We start from the raw sequence: 3,189 nt of genomic DNA, 5'->3' as shown, positions 1-3,189 counted from the left end.
GGTCAGGGGGGTGCGCTGCTCGCCGGGGTGGGTCTCGGCGCGCAGCCACAAGTGTGGTGGCGTCATGGGTGTCTTCCCTTGTCGAGCGTGGGGGCGGATGGGGCCGTTCACAGGGCTTCGGCGCCGTTCACAGGGCGTCGGCGATCGTCATCTCGATCACTTCCGATGACCCCTCGTAGATGCGCAGGGAACGGATCTGGCGGTACAGCCGCTCCATCACGCTGCCGGAGACGAGCCCGGCGGCGCCGAGGATCTGGACGGCGCCGTCGACGATCTCGCCGGCGGCCTCGGTGCTGTAGAGCTTGGCGGTCGACGAGTGCTTGGCGTGGTCGAGACCGGCGTCCATCGCCCAGGCGGCGCGGGCGGTCAGCAGGGAGGAGGCCGCCAGTTTGACGTCCATGCCCGCGAGGGAGGACTTGACGAGCTGGAGGTCGGCGAGCCTGCCCCCGTAGGCCTTGCGGGTACGTGCGTGGTCGCGGGCGAGCCCGAAGGCGCGCCTGGCGAAGCCGATCGCGGCGGCCGCCACCGTCGTCCGGGCCCGTTCGAGCACGTCGAGCGCGACCACGAGGCCCTGGCCGCGCTCGCCGAGCACGGCCTCGGGGCCCACGCGGCAGTCGGTGAAGGTCAGTTCGGCCCACGACCGGGGCGCGATCGCGCCGATGGGCTCGGCCTTGAAGCCGGGAGTGGCGCAGTCGACGAGGAAGGTGGTCAGGCCCAGCGGTCCCGGGCCGTCCCCGGTGCGGGCCAGGACGACGCAGACGTCGGCGATGTCGCCCTGCGCGATCCACGTCTTGGTGCCGTTGAGGACGAACCCGTCGCCGTGGGGTGTGGCTTCGAGGGCCACGGCGGCGAGGTCGGAGCCCGCGCCGGGCTCGGAGACGGCCAGCGCCCCCGCGCTCGTCCCGTCGGCCAGGCCGGGCAGGTAGCGGCTGCGCTGCTCGTCGCTGCCGTGGCGGATGATCGCGGCGGCGGTCAGCTCCTGGATCGAGTACGTGAAGTCGGCCAGGTCCTCGTGGTAGGCGAGGGCCTGGCGCCTGAGGCACAGGGACCGGACGTCGGAGTCGTCCTGGCCGGGGTCGAGGTGGCGCAGCCAGCCCGACTGACCGAGTTCGGTGAGCATGGCCCGGCCGGTGGCGGCGGGGTCGGTGGTGTCCAGGCCCGTCCACGCCTCGGCCCGCTCCTCGCACCAGCGCGCCATCTCGTCGGCGAGGGCGCGGTGGGAGTCGTCGAACAGGGGCAGGGCGAGGACTTCGGCATCGAACACTTTGGAGAGACTCATCGTGATCCTCACTCGGCTGGTCAGCACGGCGACTGGCCTTTCGAAAGGCGGTCCGTCGCGTGGAAAGGACGCTACGGCCACCCCCCCATCAGGAGCGTCCGCGAGAAGTTCATCCACCGGGACGTATGGCGGTTACCGCGCTTCCCGGAGGCTGCGCATCTCGCTTACGCGCTTACTCCGTACGCGCCTACTCCGTACGCGCGCCTACTCCGTACTCGGCCCGACATGGAATCCGGACCCGAGGAGCGCTCCGAGATCGCGGTTGAGCACATCGATGTCACCGTCCGCGGGGGCACAACGGGTGAGCAGCCCGCCATATCCGGATGTCATCAGGACCACGCCCCAGTTGACGATCCAGGGCCGCGTCTCACCGTCCGGCTGCGGAAAGGGCTCGGGGACGGCGTGAATTCGCCTCTGTACCACGTACGGGCCGTCCATGGCATCGACCAGTATCCTGCGCCAGTCCTCCGGAGTGACCTCCGGTGACCAGCCGGGGACAATTCCCTGCCCGCCGTACAACAGGGTGGGTTTCAGGATGAGTTCCTGCTGATGTGCCACCGCGTGATCCAGCAGCGAACCCTCGGTGCCGTCCTCCAGGACGACGGGTTCGGAAGTCACCGGGGAAGTCCAGGGAATCAGCCGGTCGATGACGGCCAGTTCCTCGTCCGAGAAGAGTTTCCGGTGCGCGCGGTCGGAGAGCATGGCCAGCGACGCCTTGCTTCCGTACAGTTCCGACTCGAGTGAGGTGAACATGCGTACCTCACCGTCCTCCAGCGCCCCGAGCAGCGGTTCCAGCAACGCGTCGACGTTGTCGTCGAGCAGGTCCTGCATCATGAATTGCCGGTAGACGATGTCGACGGGGCGCTCGCCCAGCCACAGCCTGCCGTCCCGCCGCTCCAGCTGCCCGACGTGGCACGGGTGCGCGTCGAGGCCGTGGTCGCTCCACAGCCTGACGAGCGCGTTCATGTACGGCGCCAGCTCCGCCAGGTTCGACGGCCATTCGGTGAGGGCGACGACGGGCCGGTCATCGGGCGCCAGCCCCATCTCGTGCCGGAACGTACGGACTTGTTCCACGACCGTGTCGACGTAACGGAGATTTTCCTCCGCGGCGAAGGGGCCGAACTCGGGGTCCGCCAGCATTTCCCGGCACATGTCCCCGTTCTCGTAGCCGATCGTGCTGCCGATGTTGAATTCCATGAGGCGGAAATCGGATCGGTCGCGGTAGAGATCCGCTCGCCCCATGCTGGTCAACGCGTCCGGCATGGCGGCGGAACAACGCTCGACGGCACGGACCTGTCCTTCGTCCATTCCGTTGGCGCGGGCGAACGCGCCGATGTCGCCGCCGAACAGAAGTCCCGGAAGGCGGTAGAGCGCACCGCGCAGCACTTCCAGATCCCTGGTCAGCCGCTGTATCTCCGCCGCGCCGAGGAAGACCGGGCGGGGCGCGTATTTCCCTCCGTAGCAGACACGGGCGAACTCGCTCTCGTGTGCCGGACGCAGGGGCCTCCCCACCTTCTCCAGGTACCTCTCGGTCAGTGCGAGATCGCGTGACATCTGCTGTGGTTCCCCTCTCTTGCGTTCACCGAGGGTGACATGTGCGGGGTTCGCCGCGAGTAATCGGAGCGCGTAGTCGAACGGCCGGAAAGTCAGTGCCGTGCGTCCTTCGGAATGCGTTTGTCGCGGACGCGTGCGGTGCGGGCGGACTCGTAGTTTTCCTTCGCATGGGTGGGCGGTTCGGACCGGAGGGAGTTGTCGTGGCGGGTCGTTGTGTGTCGGTGTGGGAGGTGTGCCGGTGATCCGGGTTGCGGTGGTGGGTGCGGCGGGTTATATCGGCGGTGAGTTGTTGCGGTTGTTGATCGGGCATCCCGAGGTGGAGGTGGTGGGGGCGGTCTCCTCGCGTTTCCCGGGTA

Annotated in this window: 2 protein-coding genes and 1 pseudogene; 1 reads left to right on the top strand and 2 read right to left on the bottom strand. The window is 68.5% G+C overall.

Translation table 11 applies throughout. The annotated features are described in order from the left end of the window. Positions 1 to 127: 127 nt before the first annotated feature. Both GKQ77_RS30660 and GKQ77_RS30655 read right to left on the bottom strand, forming a co-directional pair. On the bottom strand, positions 128 to 1,279 hold the full coding sequence (locus GKQ77_RS30660; RefSeq protein WP_258022262.1) for an acyl-CoA dehydrogenase family protein: 1,152 nt from the start codon (positions 1,277 to 1,279) through the stop codon (positions 128 to 130). A gap of 204 nt (positions 1,280 to 1,483) precedes the next feature. Then, the gene (locus GKQ77_RS30655; protein ID WP_219692382.1) at positions 1,484 to 2,833 is read right to left on the bottom strand and encodes a hypothetical protein; all 1,350 of its coding nucleotides are present in this window, start codon (positions 2,831 to 2,833) and stop codon (positions 1,484 to 1,486) included. 238 nt (positions 2,834 to 3,071) lie between these two features. Between GKQ77_RS30655 and GKQ77_RS30650 the strand changes: the two are divergent. Next, a pseudogene (locus tag GKQ77_RS30650) lies at positions 3,072 to 3,189 on the top strand (N-acetyl-gamma-glutamyl-phosphate reductase); the annotation flags it as partial.

The sequence above is a fragment of the Streptomyces anatolicus genome (assembly GCF_019400875.1).
Lineage (GTDB): Bacteria > Actinomycetota > Actinomycetes > Streptomycetales > Streptomycetaceae > Streptomyces > Streptomyces anatolicus.
The sequence above is the reverse complement of the archived record's forward strand: the minus strand, read 5'-3'. Positions and strand labels throughout refer to the sequence as shown.

Coding starts and splice junctions, on each gene's coding strand:
- GKQ77_RS30660 (WP_258022262.1), bottom strand. CDS start 1,279: ATGAGTCTCTCCAAAGTGTTCGATGCCGAAGTCCTCGCCCTGCCCCTG.
- GKQ77_RS30655 (WP_219692382.1), bottom strand. CDS start 2,833: ATGTCACGCGATCTCGCACTGACCGAGAGGTACCTGGAGAAGGTGGGG.